A 21,754-nucleotide genomic window follows, 5' to 3' on the forward strand; every position below is an offset into this window, starting at 1 on the left:
CGGAAATGTTGTCATCTGGCGCGGACTCTCCAGACACACCGGATCGAACTCTGCGCCGAAATTGGAGCGGTTGGAAATGTGGGTAAATGAAGTCTCATCGAACAGTTCCACCGCTGCGGCTTTGGAGCGGCTGTTTCCGCGGTCAGCGTGAGTTTCCGGTGCGCCAACCTGTCGAGCAGATTGACTCGCCGCAACTGCAAAATCGGACTAGTGGCACACCCGATAAAAATCCATTAGCGTAAGCTTCCTATGTTTAGCTTGCCTGATTTGCGTGTACTGGAAGTCGCGGCTGTCGTCATCGAAGAGGGCAGCATGAGCGCGGCCGGCCTCAGACTTGGCATCACTCAATCGGCCGTTTCACAAGCGATGAAGCGCGCGGAGGCGCATATTGGCGCGTCCCTCGTCCGTCGCGATCGTCGTCCTCTTGGGCCCACGGAGGCGGGGCAAGCTCTGCTCACCCACATGCGCGAGATAACCCTGCGCGTCGGACGAGCTGTCGAGGAAATGCGGGCCGCCGCAGCGCGTCCCGAACGCGAGGACCTTCGGCTCGGGATGATCGACACGTTCGCGTCCACAGTTGGACCACTGTTGGTCCGCAGCCTCATGGCGGGTTCAATCGCGCTTCGCGTGAGCGCGTATTCGGGGCTGGTACCCGCGCACGCCGAGGCATTGATGCGCAACGAGATCGATGCAGCTGTCACATCGGATCCAATGGAGGGCGTTGACGAAGTTACCCCATTACCCCTATTGCGCGAGCCATTCCTCCTGGTAGCACCGATTGCCTGGGCGGATACTCTTCGCGATCGTCCACTGGACGACCTACTCCTCGAGCACCGACTTATCCGCTACACTGCGCGTTCGCACATGGGAACGCAAATTGAACGTCATCTCCGGCGTCTAAGGATAGAGCATCCGCAGACGATGTCGTTCGACACGTCGGACTCGCTGCTCTCGATGGTCGCCAATGGCATGGGCGTGGCGATTACAACACCCCTGTGCATATTGCAGGCTGCCGTCCATCGACCGGCGCTCGAAGTCATGCCATTGCCGGCGACCGGCCTCTCGCGCACGATCGCGTTGGTGACTAAGCAAGGCGGATTAGACACGTTGGCTGCGCGAATAGCGGATGATATTCGTGTGCTCCTGCGGAACTGGACCTTGCCCCAGATCGCTGCTCAAATTCCCTGGATGGCTCGTTCCGTCGGCAGCATCGTGTTGGATCCGCTCGCTCACGAGGACGCCGCCTGCCGGTGCGTTGCGGGCGGCTCCACCCGGACGCTCGACGAACAGTATATCCCTAATTAATCATACTTATTAGCCTCCATAACATCTCCGATCTCAGCTTTAACTCTCGCCCGTCTTCGGAGAGAGTTGTTTGCGTAGCGTCCGAACCCGGGATCAGAGATGTCAGCGACTCGCACCGAAATAGACAGTCTAGGAACGCGCGAGCTGCCGCTGCGCGCCCTGTACGGCTTGGCCTCCCTGCGTGGGAGCGAGAATTTCGACATCTCACTCCAGAAGCTCGGTGATCAGCCGGCACTTCTTCGGGCACTAGCGCGCATCAAGCGCGCTGCCGCGGCGGCGAACCGTGAGCTCGGAGCCCTCGACGCCAAAGTAGCAGGAGCACTAATCGCGGCTGCGGACGAGGTCATTGCTGGTAAACACGATCGGCAGTTTATCATCGATTTGCTCGAAGGCTCCGGCGGCACATCGATCAACATGAACATGAATGAGGTTCTGGCGAACCGGGCCCTGCAAATTGTCGGTGAAAAGCCCGGCCGGTACGACGTGATCCACCCAAATGATCACGTGAACCTTTGCCAGTCGACGAACGATGTGCTGCCCTCGGCGCTCAAGTTGGCGGCGCACGAAAAGTCCGGCGATCTGGTGGGTGCGCTGGAACAGGTGGCGGCCGCTCTTTCGGAGCGGGCCATTGTATTCGCTGACGTATTGCGCGTCGGCCGCACATGCATGCAGGCCGCCCAGCCGATGACGCTCGGTCAGGCGTTCGGCGGTTACGCATCAGCGATCAAGCGGCTCTCCTTGAAGCTGTCCGTGGCGCGCCAGGAATTGATGGTGCTTCCCCTCGGAGGCACTGCGATTGGCACCGGGCTCGGAGCAGTGCCGGGCTATCGCCGTGCCGTCTATGGACATCTTGAGGCGATCTTGGGCGCCGCGGTACGCCCAGGCGACGACATGTTCGATGCCATGCAGAACGCCGACGCCTTCGCACGCGTGTCGTCGGAAATCCGCATCGCAGCAGAGGTATTGGCGAAAATTGCCTCTGACCTGATCATCCTTTGCTCTGGGCCAAATACGGGGCTTGGCGAGTTGCGGTTGCCCGCTCTCCAGCCCGGTTCTTCGATCATGCCAGGTAAACTCAATCCAGTTCTGCCGATGATGATCCAGCAAGTTGCGTTCGCTATCGTCGGCAACGACGCCGCAGTATCTCTCTCTGCGTTGAGCGGCCAACTCGAAATCAATCACTTCGAGCCAGTCATCGCCTCGCGCCTGTTCGATTCGATCGAGCTTTTGACGCGATCGGCCAGAATATTTGCCGACCACTGCATCTCGGGGATCCGGGCAAATCGGGAACGGTCGCTCAGCAACTTGATGCAATCTTCGGCTCTTGCGACCGTGTTCGTACCGCGCCTGGGTTATGAACAGGTATCGACACTTGTCCTTGCAGCCGCTGAGCAAATGCGGCCCTTCGTCGAAATCGCGATCGACCGCGGACTTCTGAACCGTAGCGCGGTTTTGCAGATGCTGCACGAGAGCACCCGTTATCGCGAGAATGGCGCATGAGCGCGATTCTGCACCTGCCCTTGTACGGGAAGGGCTCACGAGCATGCCGCGAGTCGATGCACAACACCGGAGGATCAACCTACGAAGGTCATACCACAGCCAACTCGCCATCGCCCTGTCTCAACCCGATGCGGCGGATGAGACGATGCGCCGCGATCGAGAGGCCGCTTGTTCATGGGTCAGTGCTCCGGCCTCTCTTCAAGTCGTGCTTATACGGACGCGCCTGGCCGAAGTGCCAGGGGCAGTGATCGGCAAAATCAGCAAACACGTAAGAAATTGTCGATAACGTATTCTAACCATTCGCGTGGGGCCGTCCTGGCCTCCGCCAATCTTCACATCCTGTTCGGCCGGTAGCCCGATCAAGATGTGCAAGTTCTCCGATAGCTGGTTACGGCCTGATTCACCTGATGATACATTCACGAGGCGTGATCGAGTCCCGCAGGTTCGAACACGGGCCCAACATTTTTTCGTTCGTTCGCTGCCGTATTCAAGACGGCACTGAGGCACGCGAAATCCATCCGATGCCGAGAGGCAGCTGCGCGCGTCAGAATCTCATCCGTCGTCTCGACTGGGGCCCAGCTGAAGTTTCCCCACTCCCAGCCGTTGTTTATGTCGTATGCGACATTCGGTTTGAGTATAAGGTAAGGTCAATCAAGATGCTCTGGCTATAGGCCTTGTCGATGACCGTGCCAGTGTTTACCTGGTTTGTAGCAAAAGTTAGCATCACCTTTTGTATTGGCGTCATTGCATTTAGCTGCTTGCCATAGAGTGGCAAAGCGCAAAGGGGTTCGCATTTCCATTCACCAATTCGGAAACGCCGCATGTTACTGGTGTGACAGTCAGTTCTCGATTGAGATCACCCCCGCTTCACGGCCGACCACATTGCCGCTGCCTTGGGCCGTTTCGACTTCCAGCCTTTGGCCGATATCAATGCCGTAAGAGCTGACGCCCTTAATTTGGCCGGTAGGGCGCGCAATCGGGCCGCCAAGCAGTTTGGAGTGGCGATCAGCACGGCGATCGGCTGGATGAAGCGGGTCGATGAGACCGGCAGCGTTGCTCGGGGCCAGATGGGTTGGAAAACCATTACCTTTCTGGCGGCCCTGCGCCATGACCGGATCGATGCGCCATGGTTCATCGAGGGACCAATCATGGCGTGAGCTTCCGGATCTATGTGGAGAAGGTTCTCCTGCCGACCCTTCGGCCCGGCGACATCGTCGTCCCGGACAATCTCGGCAGCCACAAAAGCAAAGCCGTACGCCAGCTCATCCGCTTCGCCGGAGCAAAGCTCTTCTTCCTGCCAAAATACTCACCCGACCTGAACCCCATCGAACAAGTCTTTGCCAAACTCAAGCATCTGCTCCGCAAGGCAGCCGCACGAACTGTCGATGCGGTCTGCGCCGCCATCAGCGAACTCCTTTATGCATTTACACCCGAAGAATGCGCCAACTACCTCAAAAACTCAGGCTATCGAAGCTAGTCCCATCACGCTTTAAGGGCGAGCCTCCCAGGAGGCTAGCGCCCAATGCTCTGTGCCTCGATCATATCCGTTCTCAGCTCAACCCGCTATCCCGATCGCTCTTGAGGACCGTGCCGGAGCGCTCGTCTGAGCTCGCCGAACTGGTTGAACATGACGATGAGAGCGATTATTCCGGCGCCAAGCTCTGCGAGCGCTTGACTGGCTAACAGTCCGTTAAAACCCGCTACCAGCGGGAATAACAGTACGGCCGGTATGAAGAGATACCCCTGCCTGGCCAAGGACACAATTGCACTGAGGCGCGCTCTCCCAAATGACTGAAGCATTGCCGTCACGAAACTCTGCACCCCAAACAGTCCAAAGAAGAGATGGAACACGATGCAGGTCGAGACGGCAATTTCGGTGACGTACTCGTTATCGCTAAATAGGCTCACCAAAGGCCTCGCAAAAATCACAACGGCCGCAGAATACAGCACCGAGAATGCGATCGTCACGAAGAGCATGAACTTCGCAGCTCTCAATATATGAGCATAGTCGCGTGCGCCCCAACCGAAACCCAGGATAGCTTGAGCGCCAATACAGAACCCGGTGATAGGCAGTGCGCCGACCATCAAGATACGCACAGCTATTCCAACCGCGGCGATGGAATCGTCGCCGAACGGCGCAGCAGCTCCGTACAAGAGCATAACGGCAAGAGCAGATAAGATACTCGTCATTGTCGCCGGCGCGCCTACCAACGCGAGCTGTCTGATGCGATCTGCTCGCAATGATATGTGAGATATCCTGACGAGAACCGTCCCGCCAAGCTTCGTAAAATACACGATATACAGTCCGACAGCAGAGATCTGAGACACCAGCGTTGCGAGGGCTGCGCCTCGCACGCCAAGGTCAAGTGAAAATATGAAGACGGGATCAAGCACAGCGTTCAGGATAAACGCGGTCATCATCACCCACATGCTAAATCGTGTATAGCCTTCGGCTCTTACAATGAACCCGCTGACGGTATTTAGTAGCATCGGGGTGTACCCCAACAAAACCGTTCCCGCGTAGTCGAGCGCCACGGGCATGATGGTTGGGGTTGCTCCGAGCGTTGCAAATATCCCTGGCAGATTTGGAAGCAGAGTGAGGGTGACTATGATACCGATCGGAGCGGCGAGCGCGAGTGCCGTGCTTGCGCCTCGACTCGCTTCTAGGTACTCACGAGCGCCCAGATGACGAGATATGAACGACGCTGCTCCAACACCGATCCCCTGTCCGGCTGCGGCGAGCAGGACCACGATCGGCAAGGTCATGCTAACAGCTGCGATCGCCTGCGCGCCTAGGGCGCCAACAAAGATCGCATTGACGACCTGCTGCAGCGCATGGATCGATAATCCAACAACAGACGGAATGGCGAGCCGCAGGATAAGACTCAAGAGATTCTGGTCCGATAGATCGACGTGCTGTTTTTTCTTCGGCATCACATTGCGCTTGCTGTCGAGGGCGAATTCTGTATTCGGTCCATTCACGGACGAGTGAACTTTTCCAAGTTCGACGATGGCGTACTCAGCGCAATCCTCTCTGGATCTGCTCTGGCACGCCGTGATCGCCTGGATAGGTTGACGTTTTCAAAGCTGATTTTTGCCTGGGCATACGCCTCCCATCAGTTGTAGCGAATACTGACTGAGGTGTTTGAGGGTAGCCCCCAGGTTCTGCTAGTCATATTGTGCCGTTCCGCCCTTTGGTTGAGCATCGTGCCGGTTGCGTTCACTTCTCGGGATGATGATCGGCGGGGAAACGCGGCCAGACCCTAGAGCCTCAAGTTGGTTTTGGCATCTACCGGATCTTGTAGTAGACGCTCCATCATCTGCATGGCACAAGCAATGAACGTGCTCAGAACCACTGTGGTGGTTCGATGATGTCCTGCAATCTTTACAAGATATCGGGTTCCTCAGCGCGATCGAGACGAACGGCAGGCTGCCGGCCCCGGCCAGCGTGGTGACTGGATTTGCGTCAGTAAATCGCGCCGCGCTGGCCGTCACTCGCGGACACGAACTGAAAATTCGTGTGGCCGCAACCGGCAGCCTGCCAGACCGGTTCGATGAACGTGGCTTGGACAATTTCTGCTTCGATCGAAAGACCGCCCTGACGCCGTCGAGCGGCGGGCTATCTCGTACTGCCTGGCTCAGCCGAAATGGCGGCTCAGCGTGCCGTCCCACAAACACTCGGCATCACATGAAGATATCCCAAGCATTTAAGTTCGAGGCAGCGCACCGACTTCCAAACGTCCCGCAGACACATCGCTGTCATCGGGTGCATGGTCATTCCTATCGCGTCGAGGTCGTGCTGAAAGGGGCAGTCGATCCGCACACCGGATTCGTAATGGATTTCTTCAACATGGAGGAAGCGTTTGGCCTTCTTATAAAGAAGCTCGATCACCATTGCCTCAACGACGTCCCGGGACTGGAAAATCCGACGGCGGAAAATATCGCCATCTGGATCTGGGAGCACGCGAAACCGCGCCTCGCCCAACTCTCGAGCGTGAGGGTGTACGAGACGACGGATAGTTGGGCGGAATATGACGGGCCCGATCGCTGAATTCAGCGCTGATTTGGGACTGTGTCGATGCGGCGCGCCTGTCGTTCTTCGGCTCAGAAGCGGACTTGCTCGATCTGCGATTCGGCTCTTCATCCGCCACGCCCGCGGCCAGATTTCTCGCTCACAGAGGAGCCCTTGGATCCGACCGGAGCGCCCGGTTTGGCTATGAGGACACCCATCACGTGACCGCATTCGAAAAGCTTCCGGCCAAACGATTCGGAATCCCGCGTTGTGCTAACCGCGGAACGATCTGAGGGATTCGTCCTCAGGAGCGAATTCGATGCTGATTGTACCGGCGAGACGACCCGCCATCCCGGACGCTGCGGCTCGGCGACTTGGTGCTGCAGCAGGTCGGCGCTAGCCGCCAATGCGAGGAGCACGGGTGGATGCAAGATCGCGCAAGCCCGCATGTGCGCGAGCGTGCCATAGACATCGCCGTCAATATCCCCCGTTCGAACTTCGACGGGCGAAGCCTCAATTGAAGCTGGCGAGGTGCCGGACTCGAGCGTCCGCGCTGACTGGTCAGGGATGCATCCCTTGGCCGACTGGTTATTTCCACCCAACCAATAGCTGCGGACGTAAACCGGGCGAACAGCTGTCCACAGGAACCGATGCCTCGCCCCGCCGCATCCGATAGAGTGCAGTCAGGCCCGCACCGACCACGGGTTCATCCCGGGAACCTCCAATCCCCAAACCTTAGCCGAAATGGCGGCCGCGCTCGAGTAATCGCCGGACTATCGCGTCTTGGCCGGCTCGTTTCGCGCCCAAAATTGGCGGGGATTGAATTTCTTGGCAACTATCTAAGCCTGCAGCAAATCAGCGGTCTCTTTTCAGACAGCAATTGCAGCGCGGTCAGGAAGTGAATAATTCTCCACCAAGAGCAAATTGAAAAATGGGTACGCCACTCATTCGGGGAACATGGATTCTGTCCCTGTCCCGGCCGACGTCAATCTTGCGAGTTATGCTGCCGTGATGTCCGGCAAATCACGTGGCGGTGGCCTGCTCGGTCAGGTAACAAGAGCATCCGCCTGTCGGACCAGAAACGGATCCGCGACGCGCTCTTCGCCGAACACATGATTCCCCCCAAGCTTCGCACCACCGGCTTGAAGGTCCGGACGCGCAAGGGACCGTGAAACCCTCCCAGGCATCCGTCGCTCACCACATCTGCACAATGAAGCGGCCGTATTTGGTCACGATGTAGTCCTTCACCTCGGGCAAGCAGTAGATCGAGACGAAGCGCAGCAGCCGCGGATCATCCTTCCTGTCCGCCGCCATGAACTGCAGGCACCCAGTGCGATCAAGTTACCGCGGTCGGCGAGCAGCGCCGCTACGCTAGCGGCGCGATCGAGCAAACCCGAGTTGATCGTTAGGATCATCGCTTGGCCAAGTGGGCATCGGATGCTCCGACGAAGGCGAGCTCGGCGGCGTTCTGGACGTGATCGGAACTCGCGTCGGCGCGGTGATCCGACGCGATCGCGACATAGAGCGCCGGCAGCACGAAAAGCGTGAACAGCGTGCCGATGGACATGCCCGCGACGACCACGAGCCCGATCGAGAAGCGGCTCGCGGCGCCAGCACCCGTTGCGGTCAACAAAGGTAAGAGGCCCGTGACCATCGCCGCGGTGGTCATCAAGATTGGACGGAGGCGGACGCGCGCCGCCATCTCGATGGCCGAGCGGGAATCGAGTCTCTCCTTGAGCTGCAGCTGATTGGCGAACTGGACCATCAGAATACCGTGCTTGGATATCAGCCCAGCCAATGTCAACAGTCCGATTTGGGTGTAGATGTTCATCGTCGCCAAGCCAAAGAATAGCGGGATTAAGGCGCCGGCGATTGCCATGGGAACGCTGAACATGATGATGAGGGGATCGCGCAGACTTTCGAATTGCGCCGCAAGCACCAAGAAAATGACGATGAGTGCAAACGCAAAGGTGATGACTAGTTTGTTACCCTCCTGCACATATTGACGGGCGTCCCCGAGGAAGTCGTGGCTGAACTCTGCGGGCAGTTTCATTGCCTCGACGTCGAGGAAGTCCACAGCCTGACCGATCGTGACGCCGGGCATCGGTACGGCTTGGAAGGTCGCGGAGTTGAGCTGGTTGTAGTGGGTGAGTGCGTTCGGATTGGTCGCAGTCTCGATGGAGACCACGGTCGATAGCGGCAGCATCGAGCCCGCCGCTGTCTTGACATAATAGCTCCCAAGTGATTCCGGCGTCAGGCGTTTCTCGCGCGGCACCTGCGGGATCACTTCGTAGGAGCGGCCCTGCAGGTTGAAGCGATTGACATAGTTTCCGCCAAGGAGGGTCGCGAGCGCGCTACCGACGTTCTGCATGGTGATGCCAAGGTCGCTCGCCTTGGATCGATCGACCTTGATTCGCACCCCCGGCTGGTTGAACTCAAGGTCAGAGTCGCTGACCATGAACAGACCGCTCTTGCGCGCGGCATCCTTCAGCTCCGACATCTGCTCGTAGATGTACTGGAAACCGAGCGTCGACTTGATCACCATCTGCACTGGTAAGCCGCCCGAACCGCCCGGAAGCGGCGGCAAGCTAAAGGCAAATGCGTTGATGCCTTCCAGTTTGGACAGCTCGACCTGGACCAGCGATTTCAGCGCGATCGATGAGCGCTTGCGCTCGGCCCAAGGCTTAAGCAACATCCCGGCCATGCCGCCCTGCGGACCGCTGATGCCGTTGAGCACGAAGCGAAAATCCGTCTCGGGAAACTTCTGGAGTGCCTTGTCGAGCTTGGCGCCGTAATAATCCAGGTAATCAATATTGGCGTATTTCGGCGCTTTTGTCAGTGCGAATACGATGCCCTGATCCTCCTCGGGTGCGAGTTCCTTGGAAGTATGCATATACAGAAAGGCGACGAGGCCCAGCATGGTCAGCGCAAACAGCCCGGTAATCGGGCGATAGTCGAGCGAGCGGTCGAGCTTGCGGCCGTACCAGCGCGTCATGGCGCTGAACACACGATTCACAAACTTTGCAAACCGCCCCTCTTCAGCGCTCTTCAGGAAGACCGCGCACATCATGGGCGACAGCGTCAACGCGATCACGCCCGACACGATCACCGAACCCGCCAGTGTAAACGCGAATTCGCGGAACAGCGCGCCGGTGAGGCCGCCGAGAAAGCCGATGGGCGCGTACACGGCGGCCAACGTAATCGTCATGGAGAGGACGGGGCCGACGATCTCGCCCGCGCCGTTCGTAGCGGCTTGCGCGGGCGACGCACCTTCTTCCATATGGCGATGAACGTTCTCCACCACGACAATTGCGTCATCAACCACGAGACCGATCGCAAGCACCATCGCAAGGAGGGTCAGCAGATTGAATGAGAACCCCAGCGCCAGCATCATACTGCAGACGCCAATAATGGACAGCGGAATGGTGACGACCGGAATGATGACAGACCGCAGGGAGGCCAGGAACAGGAAGATCACAAACACCACGATCGCGACCGCCTCAAGGAGCGTCTTCTCCACCTCGTCTATCGATGATTGGATGAACTTGGTGGAGTCGTAGGCCACTTCCATCTTCAGCGATGGCGGCAGGCTGCGCTTCATTTCTGGAAGCAGTGCCCGAACGCCTCGCACTATGTTCAGTGGATTACCTTCTGGGCTCGCCTGCACGGCGACGAAGATCGCGTGTTCGCCGTTCATCGCGACGCTGGCGTTTGTGCTCTGCGCCGCAAGCTCGACTGTCGCGATGTCCTCCATGCGCACAAAGCCGCCGTCGTTGGCTTTGACGATCATGCGCTTGAAGTCATCAACACTCCGCAGATCAGTGTTGACCGTGACGTCGGAGAGAGTGAAATAGCCCTTAGTCTGGCCGGCCGCAGCCTGGAAGTTGTTGGCCGCGATTGCAGCCGAAACATCAGCTGGCGACACGCCGTGGCCCGCCATTCTCGCGGGATCGAGCCATAACCGCATCGCAAAACTCTGGCCGCCGAGGATGTCTGCCGCTGCGACGCCGTCTACAGTTGACATAATCGGTTGCACCACGCGCGAGAGATAGTCGGAGATCGCGCTGGCCGTCAGTTCTTCGCTGGAGAAGGCGATATACATGACAGCTGTGGTCTGACCGGCAGATTTGGTGACGACCGGATCGTTCGATTCCTTAGGGATTAAATATTTGACCGAGTTGACCTTGGAGAGCACTTCAGTGAGCGCCTCGTTGGGCTCGAAATTGAGCTTGATATAGACCTGGATCGTCGAGGCACCGAGCACCGAGGAGGACGTAATGTAATCAACGCCTTCGGCCGAAGCGAGCGCTTGCTCAAGGGGCGTGGTGATGAACCCCTGGATCATGTCGGCGGAGGCGCCAGGATAAGAGGTTGTGATATTGACGACCGTGTTGGTCAGCTTAGGATACTGCCGGATTGGCAAAACGGTGGCCGCACCAATGCCGGTCAGCAGGATCAGGAGACTGACGACGATAGACAATATCGGACGTTTGATGAAGAGCTCGGTAAATGCCATCGCGATGCTCGCATTCAAGAGACTGACGGAAATTCGCCAGTAAGCCAGGCTACAGCAACAGTCATCAACGCGGCGACTGTGGCTAGGGGACCTTCTCAGGGTAGAGCCCCATGTTTCTCTTAAGCTAGCAACCGCCCCGGGGGATCCGGCTCGAACCAGTAGAGCTGAGCCTCTGGGCAAAGCCGCAGACAATGTAAAGAGTCAGCTCCGTCGTAGCAGCCGATGTCCAAGATCACTGGGTCCTGCTTCTGGAGGGAGCACACAATGTGCTGATGGACCTCCAACGCGGAAGTGGGCTGACGTATTTCCATTTAACCTCGTCCCACGCCTCAATGGCAGCAATGCCTTGCAGCACACTTATCAACTCAGCTTAGGATTTCGCGCCGCCCCACCCTTCGGACGATCCAGCTTCGACGCTGAAACTACAGACAAGCCGACGGGCAGCTCAACTCTACAGAGGTAAGCCGGGGATATAGAACGGGTTGCATAACCTATACCAACGTTTGTCGACGAGCGACGCCCGCATGAGCCGCGCGAGACTTGTGATGTTGCTCGAGAGCACAGGCGTTTCCCTTCGGTCTTGTGCTTCACGATGAACCGGCCATCTTGGGTCCGCCCGCAAAGTAAGTGAACCCCAGGAAGGCGAAGGTCTCGGCCACCGCTCGCTGCGCGGCTGACGCGGGACGGCCGCGAACCGCGCCCAACTCGATCAACCGGGTTTTGTCCGCATGGAGCGCCGGCCAGTCGCGCCTTGAGGGCCAAGAGCATTTCCTGGGCATCTGCCTTGCTCTCGAAGCCGATGACGAAGTCGTGCGCAAAGCGCACGGTCACAACGCGACCGCGTGCATGGCGACCGCTCCAGTGGTCGACCCAGCGATCGAGGAGGTAATGCAGGAAGATGTTGGAAAGGAGCGGACTGATCCTGCCCTTTGCGGCGTGTGTCCTGCTTCTCGCCGCTCTCACGAACGCTAGCTCGCAGCCGCATCTCGATGAGCTGCAGGATACGAGGATCGGCAATCCTGTGCGCCACCATCCGCAGCAGCCACTCGTGGTCGACCGAATCGAAGACACTGGATATGTCATGATAGCCGGATCCAGGGCATCAAGCTCCATCTGAGGATCCCGCCCCGGCCGGAGGCCGTAGGAGAACCCGAGGAATTCGGGCTCATAGGCGGCGCTCAACACCTCGGCCACCGCGCTTTGGACGATCTTGTCCTCTAGCGGCCGGCACACCGAGAGGCCGCCTACCCCCGTCGGCTTGGGGATGTAGACGCGCCGCACCGGCTGTAGCCGGTAGGGACAGTGTGGACCCGTGCGCAGAGATCGCGGATAGGTCCGTGAGCCCCTCTTCGTACTTTGCCTCCCTTATCGCATCGACCTCCGCGCCGGCCTGCGGGCTTTTGTCGTCGAAACGCCCGAAGCAGAGCGTCTTTCTCGATGTGGTGCAGCAAGGCTGTGAACCGGTTTGGACATATGGTCGGCATGTTCCCCAACGAGGAGGCCATGGTTCGCCTCATTGGAGCGGTCCTGCTCGAACAGAACGACAATGGGCCGTCCAGCGCGCCCGTTACATGACGCTAGAAACCATCGCGCCTTTGAGCGATGATTCGAGCGTCAGCCTTCCGGCCGCCAGCTGACCGGCCCGGCCCTCTTGCCGGCGAACCGGTTGCCCGAGCGCCAGTTACAGCATGCTGAGGAACACGAGTATTTCTGACAGTGCTTTTCGCGCCCTACTGCGGAGCTCACGAAGACGCGATTGCTGGCTCTTGGAGCCTCGACGCAAGAGCGATCGAACAAGCGGAATAAGAAAAGACCCAATCATCGAAGGGTCCTTGGGGTCGGACCACCGCGTCTGGGCTGAACGTTACAGTTCGCCGGGGCTCTGCGGCAGCCACTACAATCTGTGGGGAACCGAGGACGGCTCCTACGCACCGGGCACCCGCACCCGCACCCGCACCCGATAACAAACTTACGCCGCCGACAGTATTTTTACTCCGCTTTGCTTAGCATTTCTGCTCTGGACTACGCGCCTCATCGCCAGGAATGCCCTCACGCACGCTGCGGCACTTGACGAATTTCATTTTCATTCGACGCTGCCGAAGCCAGCATGAGGACGCGTTGCGAGTAATCGCTGCGGCTTGGCCGTAGCGCAGCGCGGAAATTTACGCTAGCTTCCGCTCGCGAGTTTGCAAATGCCTGCCCGCATTCGATCTTTCCGAAGACAACGAGCGACCATTCGACCGCTTGCCCCCTCCCATCCTCAGAGCTGGGATAATCCGGACAATGAGGAAATCTGGTTTGAGTTGGCGCGCGCCATCGGACGTCAGATCGCACGGGATGAAAATCATGGCTCGGGGCAGCCGATAGAGGACCGGCATGACGACACCGTCATCGAAGAAAACGGCCGTAATATACGCGCGCTATTCGAGCGACATGCAAAAGGCGAGCTCGATTGACGGTCAGCTGTTACTCTGCCGCAAGGTCGCATTGCGCAACAACCTCGATGTCGTCGGCGAGTTTGTGGATGCCGCAAAATCTGGTCTTACCGAAGGTGCGCGGGACGGCTATCAGCGCTTGCTCAACGGTGTGCGAAGCCGGCAGTTTGACGTAGTCGTCGTTGAGCATTTCGACCGCTTGTCGCGCGATCCCGCAACCATCCAGCGTCTCAAGCAGGTTTTCGAGTTCAACGGCGTTGAGCTGATGGATCAGAAAGGAGTCTACGCGACCGCCACTGACATTAGCATCGCAAGCCTGTACAACACGATTTACAAGCCGCAGCTCGCCGAAAAGGTTCGGCGCGGCCATGACAACGCTGTTGCGAACGGAAGAATTCCGGGCTCATACGCCTATGGTTATCGGCCAAGGCCGGGCGCGCCCGGCGAGCGCGTAATCGATGAGAACGAAGCAAAGATTGTGCTCCGCATCTTCAAAGAATATGCAGCGGGCCGCTCGACCCGAACTATCGCCGCTGACCTCACCCGCGAAGGCGTGCCCTCACCAGGGGCAACTCGTCACAAGAACAAGGCGGGTCGCACCACCTGGAACCATCAGTGCATCACAGGCGGTCGGCATGGTCGCGGCATTATCGGCAACGAACTATACATCGGCGAGATACATTGGAACGTTCGCTCGACAATTCTTAACCCAGAGACGCAGAAGAAACAGAAGCGCCGCAATCCGGCAGAACGCCACATTATCGTCAAAAAGCCAGAGCTGCGGATCGTTCCGCAAGGGCTCTGGGATCTAGCGCAGAAGGTTCGTAGGGTGCGCGCGGTGTCTATGTTCGGACCGACTGGCCAGCCGCGGCGTCGCGCCGTGAGTCCGCGCAACAATGAGCACCCGCTTGCCGGTGTGCTCCGGTGTGGCGTCTGCAATGGCCATATGCGAATCGCTCAATCCTCGCGTAACGGTGCGCCGCGCGCGGCATGCGCGAGCGCGCATCAGCGGGGCACCTGCGAGCACACCCGTAGCTTTGATATGGACGTTCTGCTCGAGGATGCCTCCGAAAAAATCCAGGTGAAATTGCTTTCGCCGAAAGCCATTGAAGAGGCGATGCGTACTTGGAAGGAGGAGCGCAAAAACGATCGGAACAATGGTAGCGAACACAATAAGCTAGAGCGTCGACGCCGCGTATTGACTACCGAGATCGAACGCCTCTCTTATGCCATCGCAAATAGCCGCCGCAAGCCGGACGAATTGCTCAAGCGGATCGATGAGTGCGACCTGGAGCGGGAAAGCGTTGAAGAGCGCTTGCGGCTGCTGGGCGGTGGCGGCGAAAATATAGTTGGCTTCGATCGCCCGAAATTCAGTGACCGATACTCCTCGGAGGTTAGAAGGCTTATCACCGCGCTCAAAACCAATCCGAAGGCGATCGAAACTCGCATTGCCTTCCGCAACTTGATTGAATGCATAGTAGTGCATCCGGTTCGCAAGCGGATGCCCTACGAATATACGCCCTACCTGAACAGCTCCGCGCTTTGCGGAAAGAACCTTTTTCCCGAAAACCGCAGCAAGGAGCGAGAGATCAGCACGTTTGCATACTACGACAATGGCAAGTCAGGGAAGTCCGTGTCCTCGTAGTAGACGCGGACCTGCATGTGGTGGCGGCCGTCGCGGATCTCGCCGTCGAGATGAGCTGTCACGTCACGAGCCTCTTCGCATTTCGGTAGCCAGCCCGTTTTGCGCAAAAACGGCCGGCTGCGCAAGCGTGGCTAGACGACCACCGGCCCCCGACCCAGCGTGACCTCGACGATCTCAGGCGGCACACCGACGCGGAGTGGCATGATGCTGCAACCGAGGCCGCCGGAGATGATGACGTCGCATTTCAGCCGGACATGACCATAGGCGAGCCGGAGGCCGTGCTGCGGCGGAACCGCCGGCGACCAGCCGAGCAGGCGGACCTGGCCGCCATGGGTGTGGCCGGACAGTTGCAGCGCGACGCGGGCGGGCACGCGCGGCGCGATATTAGGCTCATGCGCGAGCAGGATGATCGGTGCGTTGTCGGTGACCTTGGCAAGCGTCGCGTCGAGATCGTCGGCGCCGAAGCGTCCCGTGCTCCGGAAGCGTCGCGCCGGCAGAAAGGCGAGTTGATCGCCGAGGCCGGCGAGCCAGAATGCGCGGCCGTCCTTGGTGAGCCGCACGACCTCGTTCTCGTAGACGGGAATGCCGGCCGTCTCCAGCGCGCGATGCGCGACCGTCGGTCCGTGGCCTGCCTGCTGCACGGCCCGATCCACCCAATAGTCATGATTGCCCATGACGGCGTGAACGCCGAGCGGCGCTTTCAGGCCGGCCAGCACCTTGGCCCATTCGTTCGCCGGAATGATGCGCGTGACCTGGTGCAGGCCGGCGACATAGTCGCCGAGCAGCACGATGATATCGGCGTTCAGCGCGTTGGTGCGATCGACGATGGCTTCGATCCGCTCCAGCGACATCCAGGGGTCGCAGGCATGGATGTCGGCGATTGCGGCGATCTTCAGCGGGAAATCTGCCGGCCATTGCCACGGGATTGGATGATAGCGGGTGACGCCAAGCCGCAGCACCGGCTCGACGCCGACGCCGTAGGCCGCGGTCGAGACGGCGAGAGCGGACAGGCCGCCAAAGGAACGGATGAGGTGACGGCGCGTGATCATGGAAGCCCGATCGTGATGCAGCTTCTTGATGCGACGCTATTGGAGCAGAAATGGGGTGCGTTTGTGCAGACCGTCTGCACGAGATGACCGGAAATTCATGATAGAAGGAGCAGGCTGCACTTGCGCAGATCAGTCATCGCTCTCGTCGGTGCCGAACAGGCCGAACTGTGCCGCCGCATCGCGCGAGGGCTCGCTGATGCCGAGATGGCGGAAGGCGTGCGAGGTGAGCAGGCGACCGCGCGGGGTGCGCTGCAGATAGCCACACTGGATCAGATAGGGCTCGATGATGTCCTCGATCGCGTCGCGCGGCTCCGACAGTGCGGCGGCCATCGTCTCGACGCCGACCGGGCCGCCGCCATAGTTCTGCGCGATGGTGGTGAGGTAGCGGCGGTCCATCGCATCGAGGCCGGCGGCGTCGACCTCGAGCGCGCTCAGCGCGTGGTCGGCAATCTTGCGATCGATCCGGTCGGCATCGGCCGCCGAGGCAAAATCGCGCACGCGGCGCAGCAGCCGGCCGGCGATACGCGGCGTGCCACGGGCGCGGCGCGCGATCTCGTTGGCGCCATCTGCGCTCATGCCGACATTGAGCACGCGGGCGCCACGGGTGACGATGCTCTCAAGCTCTTCGATCGTGTAGAAATTCAACCGGATCGGAATGCCGAAGCGGTCGCGCAAGGGATTGGTGAGCAGGCCGGCGCGCGTGGTGGCGCCGACGAGGGTGAATTTCGACAGCTCGATCTTCACCGAACGCGCCGCCGGGCCTTCGCCGATGATGAGGTCGAGCTGGAAGTCCTCCATGGCGGGATAGAGCACCTCTTCCACCGCAGGGCTGAGGCGATGGATCTCGTCGATGAAGAGCACGTCGCGCTCTTCGAGATTGGTGAGGAGTGCTGCGAGATCGCCGGCCTTGGCGATCACCGGACCCGACGTGGCGCGAAAGCCGACGCCGAGCTCCTTGGCCACGATCTGCGCCAGCGTGGTCTTGCCAAGGCCCGGCGGGCCGACGAACAGCACGTGATCGAGCGCCTCGCCGCGCTTGCGCGCCGCCTCAATGAAGATGGACAGATTCTTGCGCGCCTGCTGCTGGCCGACGAAGTCGGACAACGATTGCGGGCGCAGCGCAGTGTCGCCGACATCATCGCTGCGGCGCTCGGGCGTGACCATGCGGTTGGCTTTGGGATCGCTCACTCAGCGGACTCCCGAAGATCGTAGGGTGGGCAAAGGCGCTCTTCGCGCCGTGCCCACCATGCTGCTGATCGCTCTATAGATGGTGGGCACGCTTCGCTTTGCCCACCCTACGAGATTGACCATTTCCGCACTCACTTCGACAGCTCCTTCAGGCCCAGCCGGATGAGCTGCGCGGTCTCGGCGCTCTCGCCGGCGCTGCGCGATGCCGATGCGATGGCGGCCGCAGCCTGCGGCTGGCCGTAGCCGAGATTGACCAGCGCGGAGATCGCATCGGCGACCGGTCGCGGCGCGCGCTGGTCGTCGACGGCGCCGGCGAGGTGCACGACCGCCGGGTCGACATTGGCAAAGGCCGGCGCCTTGTCCTTCAATTCGGTGACGATGCGCTCGGCGACTTTGGGGCCGACACCGGGCGTGCGCGCCACCGCGGCCTTATCGCGCAACGCGATGGCGTTGGCGAGGTCGGACGGCTGTAGCGTGCCGAGCACGGCAAGCGCGACCTTGGCGCCGACACCCTGCACGGTCTGGAGCAGGCGAAACCATTCGCGCTCCTGGTCGCTGCGGAAGCCGAACAGTTTGATCTGATCCTCGCGAACATAGGTCTCGATCGACAGCACGGCGGCCTCGCCGGGCGAGGGCAGATGCTGCAGCGTGCGCGTCGAACAATGCACCTGATAACCGACACCGCCGACATCGAGGATCACGAAATCCTCGCCGTAAGAATCGATCAGGCCCTTGAGCTTGCCGATCATAAGCCTGCCACCTTCAGCCGCAGCGCGGTGCTCTGGCGATGATGGGCATGGGTGATGGCAATGGCGAGCGCGTCGGCGGCGTCCGCGGACGGCGGATCGGCCTTCGGCAGCAAAATCTTGAGCATCATCGCGATCTGCTGCTTGTCGGCGTGGCCGGCGCCGACCACCGTCTTTTTCACCTGGTTCGGCGCGTATTCGGCAACAGAGATGCCGAACATTGCGGGCGCGAGCATGGCGACGCCGCGGGCCTGGCCGAGCTTCAGCGTCGCGACGCCGTCCTTGTTGACGAAAGTCTGCTCGACCGCGGCTTCCATCGGCTTGTGACCGGACAGGACAGCGGCGAGCCCCTCATGGATCGCGAGCAGCCGGCTCGCCAGCGGCAAATCGTCCGGCGGCTCCACCGAACCACAGGCGACGTAGATCAGGCGGTTGCCCTCGGCCTCGATCACGCCCCAGCCGGTGCGGCGCAGGCCAGGGTCGATGCCGATGATGCGAACGGGGCCACGAATCGGGAGCGTCGTCATGGCCCAGTGATAGCGGCTGGCCGCCGTGGGGGAAACAGAAACGGAACGGAAGTAACAGGGGAAGTGTCCCCTTACCCGCCCATCTTCGCCAGCAGCGCGTCCGACACCTCGAAATTGGCGTAGACGTGCTGGACGTCGTCGTGCTCGTTGAGCAGGTCCATCAGCTTCAACAGCTTCTCGCCGGTCTCGTCGTCGACCGCGACCGTGTTCTGCGGTTTCCAGATCAGCGCGGCCTTGCGCGGCTCGCCGAACTTGGCTTCCAGCGCCTTGGCGACGTCGCGATAGCCTTCGGTCGAGGCGTAGATCTCGTGGCCGCCTTCGCTCGAGATCACGTCATCGGCACCGGCCTCGATCGCCGCATCGAGCACCGCATCGTCGGAGGCGACGCTGCGGTCGTATTCGACGATGCCGGTGCGGTCGAACATGAAGGAGACCGAGCCGGTTTCACCGAGATTGCCGCCGGACTTGGTGAAGAAGGAGCGGATGTCGGAAGCCGCGCGGTTGCGATTGTCGGTCAGCGCCTCGACGATGACGGCAACGCCGCCGGGGCCGTAACCCTCGTAACGGATCTCGTCATAATTCTCGCCGTCATTGCCGAGCGCCTTCTTGACGGCGCGCTCGATATTGTCCTTCGGCATGTTCTCCTGGCGCGCCGCGGTGATGGCCGCACGCAGGCGCGGGTTCATGTTGGGGTCGGGCGTCCCCAGCTTGGCCGCGACGGTGATTTCCCGCGCCAGCTTGCCGAACAGTTTCGACTTCTGGGCATCCTGCCGCCCCTTGCGGTGCATGATGTTCTTGAATTGGGAATGTCCGGCCATGCGTGATCTTCTCTAGGGAACCGTGCGCCAAGGTGAGCGTGGGAAGCGCGGCCTTATAGGCCGCCACCCCACTGGAAAGAAAGAGGCTCTACGACTTTAAGGTAACACCGTATGGGCCCGTGCCTAGATGTCAGGCATCGTTAACCCTGATTTCATTCCAGCCTGCGAAAATTGCCTCGACCGTCCCCCGACAAGAGAGACCTGATGGCGTTCGGACTATTTCGGAAGCGTCTGCCGGACATAGCTGCAACTGCGGCTGCCCCGCAGGCTGCGCAGCCGGCGGCCCATTCCGAGCCCGCCGCGGCCGTCGAAGGTGATTCGGCCAAGGAAATCCTGGAACTGCTGGAACTCGAGCTGGGCGCCATGATTCGCCAGCTCGAGCGCGCCGCCAATTCGGTGGCCGGCGGCGCCGAGGCGACCGCCACGACGCTTGCCGCCATCCGCGACCGCACCGACGCACTGACCGGCCGGACCAATGCCGCGCAATCGAATGCCTCCACCTTCGCCCATGCCGCCGACAAATTCACCCAGTCCGCGCTGGGCATCGGGGCGCAGGTCCGCGAGGCCGGCAAGCTCGCCGACGAGGCCAGCGCCGCGGCGCAGGAAGCCCGCGCCAATGTCGATCGCTTGCGCGAATCCTCGGCCGCCATCGGCAACGTCGTCAATCTGATCGCGCAGATCGCGCGGCAGACGACGCTGCTCGCGCTCAACTCGACCATCGAGGCCGCGCGTGCGGGCGCGGCGGGAAGAGGCTTTGCGGTCGTCGCCACCGAGGTCAAGGCACTCGCGGTGCAGACCCAGGGTGCGACGGAGGAGATCACCAGGAAGATCGACGCGCTGCAGCGCGATGCCGCCGGCTCCGCGGATGCGGTGCACCGCATCTCGCAGGCGATCGAGGCCATCCGCCCGGTATTCGAGACCGTCAACGGCGCGGTCGCTGAACAGAACGCCACCACCAGCGAAGTCTCCGGCAACGCAACCAGCGCGTCGGAGTTCATCATCTCGGTCGGCGAGAGCGCAGCCGAGATCGATGCCGCGACCAAGGCGGCCGAGAGCCACGGCGAGAACGTCGCCAGCGCAGGCAAGGCCGTGACCGCCTTCGCCCAGAAACTGAAATCGCGTTGCGCCGTGCTGCTGCGCCAGAGCGAGCACGACGACCGCCGCAAGACCGAGCGGCTGCCCTGCCATCTGAAGCTCGAAACCGCCCGCGGGGTGCTGCCGGTCTACGAGATATCGATGGACGGCGTGCTGATCGGCGGCGCGGAGGCGGACCGCCTTGCATCGCAAGCCATGGTCGAAGGCAGCCTCGAGGGTGTCGGCGCCTGCCGCCTGCGCGTGGTCGAGCAATCCAAGGCCGGCGCCCGCGCGCAATTCGTCAATCCCGATGCCGCGCTCAACGAGAAGATCGAGGACCGGCTCTGGTCGATCCACGAAGAAAACACCGAGTTCGTCACCCGCGCCATGGAAGCGGGCAACGCGCTGACCGCGATCTTCGAGCAGGCGGTTGCCCGCGGCGAGGTGAAGATCGACGACCTCTTCGACACCGACTACGCCGAAATCGCCGGAACCAATCCGCAGCAGTACCGCACCCGATATCTGGACTGGGCCGACCGCGCGCTGCCGGCGTTCCAGGAAGCCTTTTTGGCAAAGGACCCGCGCTTGGCGTTCTGCGCCATGGTCGATCGCAACGGCTTCCTGCCGGTGCACAACAGGATCTACTCGCATCCGCAGCGGCCGGGCGACGCCGCCTGGAACACGGCCAACAGCCGTAACCGGCGGATGTTCAACGATCCGGCGGGGTTGGCCGCGGCGCGCAACCTGCGCTCGTATCTGGTGCAGAGCTATGCGCGCGACATGGGCAACGGCAATACCGTGATGATGCGCGAGATCGACGTTCCGATCCGCGTGCAGGGCCGGCACTGGGGCGGATTCAGGACGGCCTACAAGCTCTAGTGCGCGCTCAGGCAAGACGCCAAGGCGCGAATCACCTCTTAAGACCGGAATTGGAATGGG

13 protein-coding genes and 3 pseudogenes are annotated in these 21,754 nt (G+C 60.6%); 7 read left to right on the forward strand and 9 right to left on the reverse strand.

Going from position 1 to position 21,754, the window contains the following annotated elements; translation table 11 throughout:
- Positions 1 to 249: 249 nt before the first annotated feature.
- Positions 250 to 1,305, forward strand: a complete 1,056-nt coding sequence (locus tag AC0L3S_RS17400) for a LysR family transcriptional regulator (protein ID WP_259217616.1) — start codon at positions 250 to 252, stop codon at positions 1,303 to 1,305.
- A 99-nt stretch (positions 1,306 to 1,404) separates the two neighbouring features.
- Positions 1,405 to 2,805, forward strand: a complete 1,401-nt coding sequence (locus tag AC0L3S_RS17405) for an aspartate ammonia-lyase (protein WP_259217617.1) — start codon at positions 1,405 to 1,407, stop codon at positions 2,803 to 2,805.
- 839 nt (positions 2,806 to 3,644) lie between these two features.
- Here the strand turns inward: AC0L3S_RS17405 and AC0L3S_RS17410 are convergent.
- A complete protein-coding gene (locus AC0L3S_RS17410) occupies positions 3,645 to 3,914 on the reverse strand; it encodes a hypothetical protein (RefSeq protein ID WP_157233980.1) in 270 nt (89 codons plus the stop codon).
- On the opposite strand from AC0L3S_RS17410, the pseudogene AC0L3S_RS17415 reads away from it, so the two are divergent.
- Positions 3,879 to 4,282 (forward strand): annotated as a pseudogene (locus AC0L3S_RS17415) (IS630 family transposase); the annotation flags it as partial. The gene AC0L3S_RS17410 and the pseudogene AC0L3S_RS17415 sit on opposite strands and share 36 nt — an antisense overlap.
- A gap of 86 nt (positions 4,283 to 4,368) precedes the next feature.
- On the opposite strand, the gene AC0L3S_RS17420 reads toward AC0L3S_RS17415, so the two are convergent.
- A complete protein-coding gene (locus AC0L3S_RS17420; protein WP_157234121.1) occupies positions 4,369 to 5,787 on the reverse strand; it encodes an MATE family efflux transporter in 1,419 nt (472 codons plus the stop codon).
- Between the two features lie 706 nt (positions 5,788 to 6,493).
- Here AC0L3S_RS17420 and queD point away from each other — a divergent pair.
- Complete coding sequence (gene queD, locus AC0L3S_RS17425; RefSeq protein WP_259218648.1) at positions 6,494 to 6,856, forward strand: 6-carboxytetrahydropterin synthase QueD; 363 nt, start codon at positions 6,494 to 6,496, stop codon at positions 6,854 to 6,856.
- 1,372 nt (positions 6,857 to 8,228) lie between these two features.
- Here the strand turns inward: queD and AC0L3S_RS17430 are convergent.
- Positions 8,229 to 11,333, reverse strand: coding sequence for an efflux RND transporter permease subunit (locus AC0L3S_RS17430; RefSeq protein WP_259217619.1), 3,105 nt, complete (start codon positions 11,331 to 11,333; stop codon positions 8,229 to 8,231).
- A gap of 1,476 nt (positions 11,334 to 12,809) precedes the next feature.
- Here AC0L3S_RS17430 and AC0L3S_RS17435 point away from each other — a divergent pair.
- Together AC0L3S_RS17435 and AC0L3S_RS17440 are read left to right on the forward strand one after the other, a co-directional pair.
- Positions 12,810 to 12,970: pseudogene (locus AC0L3S_RS17435) on the forward strand (IS256 family transposase); the annotation flags it as partial.
- A gap of 739 nt (positions 12,971 to 13,709) precedes the next feature.
- The gene (locus AC0L3S_RS17440; RefSeq protein ID WP_259217620.1) at positions 13,710 to 15,413 is read left to right on the forward strand and encodes a recombinase family protein; all 1,704 of its coding nucleotides are present in this window, start codon (positions 13,710 to 13,712) and stop codon (positions 15,411 to 15,413) included.
- Here the strand turns inward: AC0L3S_RS17440 and AC0L3S_RS17445 are convergent.
- From AC0L3S_RS17445 to AC0L3S_RS17470, 6 genes and pseudogenes are all read right to left on the reverse strand, one after another.
- A pseudogene (locus tag AC0L3S_RS17445) lies at positions 15,395 to 15,475 on the reverse strand (acyl-CoA thioester hydrolase); the annotation flags it as partial. The gene AC0L3S_RS17440 and the pseudogene AC0L3S_RS17445 sit on opposite strands and share 19 nt — an antisense overlap.
- A 69-nt stretch (positions 15,476 to 15,544) precedes the next feature.
- Positions 15,545 to 16,462: a metallophosphoesterase gene (locus tag AC0L3S_RS17450; RefSeq protein ID WP_473280079.1), complete on the reverse strand. Its 918-nt coding sequence runs from the start codon at positions 16,460 to 16,462 to the stop codon at positions 15,545 to 15,547.
- A 129-nt stretch (positions 16,463 to 16,591) separates the two neighbouring features.
- Positions 16,592 to 17,626, reverse strand: a complete 1,035-nt coding sequence (gene ruvB, locus AC0L3S_RS17455) for a Holliday junction branch migration DNA helicase RuvB (protein ID WP_247446360.1) — start codon at positions 17,624 to 17,626, stop codon at positions 16,592 to 16,594.
- A 155-nt stretch (positions 17,627 to 17,781) separates the two neighbouring features.
- Positions 17,782 to 18,399 (reverse strand): Holliday junction branch migration protein RuvA, encoded by a 618-nt coding sequence (gene ruvA, locus AC0L3S_RS17460; RefSeq protein ID WP_027515524.1) that lies wholly within the window; start codon positions 18,397 to 18,399, stop codon positions 17,782 to 17,784.
- Positions 18,396 to 18,923: a crossover junction endodeoxyribonuclease RuvC gene (gene ruvC, locus AC0L3S_RS17465; protein WP_007599969.1), complete on the reverse strand. Its 528-nt coding sequence runs from the start codon at positions 18,921 to 18,923 to the stop codon at positions 18,396 to 18,398. Before ruvC ends, ruvA begins: the two co-directional genes overlap by 4 nt.
- Before the next feature lie 71 nt (positions 18,924 to 18,994).
- Positions 18,995 to 19,741 carry a YebC/PmpR family DNA-binding transcriptional regulator gene (locus AC0L3S_RS17470; RefSeq protein WP_027515523.1) on the reverse strand — a complete coding sequence of 249 codons (747 nt, stop codon included), beginning with the start codon at positions 19,739 to 19,741 and terminating at the stop codon, positions 18,995 to 18,997.
- A 204-nt stretch (positions 19,742 to 19,945) separates the two neighbouring features.
- On the opposite strand from AC0L3S_RS17470, the gene AC0L3S_RS17475 reads away from it, so the two are divergent.
- Entirely contained in the window at positions 19,946 to 21,694 is a 1,749-nt protein-coding gene (locus AC0L3S_RS17475) for a methyl-accepting chemotaxis protein (RefSeq protein WP_473280081.1), read from the forward strand.
- Positions 21,695 to 21,754 lie beyond the last annotated feature (60 nt).

Source organism: Bradyrhizobium sp. Ken01 (assembly GCF_055807355.1).